The organism is Alcanivorax sp. VBW004 (genome assembly GCF_009718865.1).
Taxonomy (GTDB): Bacteria; Pseudomonadota; Gammaproteobacteria; order Pseudomonadales; family Alcanivoracaceae; genus Alcanivorax.
Genome location: NZ_WNHC01000002.1, coordinates 1 through 3,392, shown reverse-complemented (window position 1 = coordinate 3,392; position 3,392 = coordinate 1). Strand labels below are relative to the sequence as shown.

At 51.9% G+C, this 3,392-nt stretch carries 2 rRNA genes; both read left to right on the top strand.

Annotated elements, in window-relative coordinates:
* The first annotated feature begins 174 nt into the window (after positions 1-174).
* Positions 175-3,065 (top strand): 23S ribosomal RNA (locus F1529_RS17090).
* A gap of 204 nt (positions 3,066-3,269) precedes the next feature.
* Positions 3,270-3,385: ribosomal RNA gene (rrf, locus tag F1529_RS17085) — 5S ribosomal RNA — on the top strand.
* Positions 3,386-3,392: the final 7 nt, after the last annotated feature.

Here is a 3,392-nt window from a genome sequence, read left to right as displayed (position 1 = left end):
AGCTCTTTAACAATTTGGGAAATGAGAAGTCCAAGTATTCAATGAGAATGCAAGCGTTAGATATTATCTCTGACATTTGTGTCTTTATGGTGAATCGTTATCACGATGAAAGACCTGGATGGTGATGGAAGGTTTGTCGAAAGGCGGACTGGAAGTGACTGTTTTGGGTTATATAGTCAAGTGAATAAGCGTACACGGTGGATGCCTTGGCAGCCAGAGGCGATGAAGGACGTAGTAGCCTGCGATAAGCTTCGGGGAGTCGGCAAACAGACTTTGATCCGGAGATTTCCGAATGGGGAAACCCACCTGTCATAAGGCAGGTATCACATACTGAATACATAGGTATGCGAGGCGAACGCGGGGAACTGAAACATCTAAGTACCCGTAGGAACAGAAATCAATTGAGATTCCGTCAGTAGCGGCGAGCGAACGCGGATTAGCCCTTAAGCTTGTGAATGATTAGGAGAACGGTCTGGGAAGGCCGGCCATAGTGGGTGATAGCCCCGTATCCGAAAATCTGATCAAGTGAAATCGAGTAGGTCGGAGCACGTGAAACTTTGACTGAATGTGGGGGGACCATCCTCCAAGGCTAAATACTCCTGGCTGACCGATAGTGAACCAGTACCGTGAGGGAAAGGCGAAAAGAACCCCGGAGAGGGGAGTGAAATAGAACCTGAAACCGTGTACGTACAAGCAGTCGGAGCCCACATGTGGGGTGACGGCGTACCTTTTGTATAATGGGTCAGCGACTTAATTTCAGTAGCGAGGTTAACCGTTTAGGGGAGCCGTAGGGAAACCGAGTCTTAATAGGGCGTATAGTTGCTGGGATTAGACCCGAAACCGGGCGATCTATCCATGGGCAGGTTGAAGATGCGGTAACACGCATTGGAGGACCGAACCGACTACCGTTGAAAAGTTAGCGGATGACCTGTGGATCGGAGTGAAAGGCTAATCAAGCTCGGAGATAGCTGGTTCTCCCCGAAAGCTATTTAGGTAGCGCCTCGGACGAATACCACTGGGGGTAGAGCACTGTTTCGGCTAGGGGGTCATCCCGACTTACCAAACCGATGCAAACTCCGAATACCAGTGAGTACTATCCGGGAGACACACGGCGGGTGCTAACGTCCGTCGTGAAGAGGGAAACAACCCAGACCGCCAGCTAAGGTCCCCAAATTCCAGTTAAGTGGGAAACGATGTGGGAAGGCTCAGACAGCTAGGAGGTTGGCTTAGAAGCAGCCACCCTTTAAAGAAAGCGTAATAGCTCACTAGTCGAGTCGGCCTGCGCGGAAGATGTAACGGGGCTCAAACTGGATACCGAAGCTGCGGCTGCATACTATGTATGCGGGGTAGGGGAGCGTTGTGTAAGTCTGTGAAGGTGTGTTGAGAAGCATGCTGGAGATATCACAAGTGCGAATGCTGACGTGAGTAACGATAATGGGAGTGAAAAACTCCCACGCCGAAAGACCAAGGTTTCCTGCGCAACGCTAATCGGCGCAGGGTGAGTCGGCCCCTAAGGCGAGGCAGAAATGCGTAGCTGATGGGAAACAGGTTAATATTCCTGTACTTCTTATAACTGCGATGGAGAGACGGAGAAGGCTATGCCTACCGGGCGTTGGTTGTCCCGGGGAAAGGCTGTAGGCTGAGGTGTTAGGCAAATCCGGCACCTTAAGGCTGAGAGTCGAGACCACTGGTCCTTTGTGACCGGGAAGTGGTTGATGCCATGCTTCCAGGAAAATCTTCTAAGCTTCAGGTTATAAGGAACCGTACCCCAAACCGACACAGGTGGTTGGGATGAGTATTCTAAGGCGCTTGAGAGAACTCGGGTGAAGGAACTAGGCAAAGTGGTACCGTAACTTCGGGAGAAGGTACGCCGCTGACGGTGATGAGACTTGCTCTCTGAGCTATCGGCGGTCGCAGTGAAAAGGCCCCTGCAACTGTTTATTAAAAACACAGCACTCTGCAAACGCGTAAGCGGACGTATAGGGTGTGACGCCTGCCCGGTGCCGGAAGGTTAATTGATGGGGTTAGCTTCGGCGAAGCTCTTGATCGAAGCCCCGGTAAACGGCGGCCGTAACTATAACGGTCCTAAGGTAGCGAAATTCCTTGTCGGGTAAGTTCCGACCTGCACGAATGGCGTAATGATGGGGGCGCTGTCTCCACCCGAGACTCAGTGAAATCGAAATCGCAGTGAAGATGCTGTGTACCCGCGGCTAGACGGAAAGACCCCGTGAACCTTTACTATAGCTTCACAGTGGACTTTGAACCTGTTTGTGTAGGATAGCTGGGAGACTTTGAAGCAGTGACGCTAGTCATTGTGGAGTCGTCCTTGAAATACCAGCCTGGCATGTTTGAGGTTCTAACCTGGGTCCCTTATCGGGATCGGGGACATTGTGTGGTGGGTAGTTTGACTGGGGCGGTCTCCTCCCAAAGAGTAACGGAGGAGCACAAAGGTACCCTCAGCACGGTCGGACATCGTGCAACGAGCGTAAAGGTAGAAGGGTGCTTGACTGCGAGACTTACAAGTCGAGCAGGTGCGAAAGCAGGTCTTAGTGATCCGGTGGTTCTGTATGGAAGGGCCATCGCTCAACGGATAAAAGGTACTCCGGGGATAACAGGCTGATACCGCCCAAGAGTTCATATCGACGGCGGTGTTTGGCACCTCGATGTCGGCTCATCTCATCCTGGGGCTGAAGCCGGTCCCAAGGGTATGGCTGTTCGCCATTTAAAGAGGTACGCGAGCTGGGTTTAGAACGTCGTGAGACAGTTCGGTCCCTATCTGCCGTGGGCGTTGGAGATTTGAGAGGAGCTGCTCCTAGTACGAGAGGACCGGAGTGGACGAACCTCTGGTGTTCCGGTTGTCACGCCAGTGGCATTGCCGGGTAGCTACGTTCGGACGGGATAACCGCTGAAAGCATCTAAGCGGGAAGCCTCCCTCAAGATGAGATCTCCCTGGGAACTTGATTCCCCTGAAGGGCCGTTGAAGACCACAACGTTGATAGGCTGGGTGTGGAAGCGTTGTAAGGCGTGAAGCTAACCAGTACTAATTGCCCGTGAGGCTTGACTATATAACACCAAAGCAGTTACTCGGCACATCAAGCCAGGTAACGCAAAGATACGGTGTGAGAGATACTAACCTTGCAGTTGAATAGCAAACTTCTCGTTACCCAATTTGGCTTTGCCGGTGAGCAAGCAGTTCTACTTCGGTAGAGAACACCGGTAAGGCAACCTATTTGGTCATCCTGATTATTCAGGGCAACCAAACCAGTTTGCCTGACGACCATAGAATGTTGGAACCACCTGATCCCATGCCGAACTCAGAAGTGAAACGACATATCGCCGATGGTAGTGTGGGGCTTCCCCATGTGAGAGTAGGTCATCGTCAGGCTCTTAAA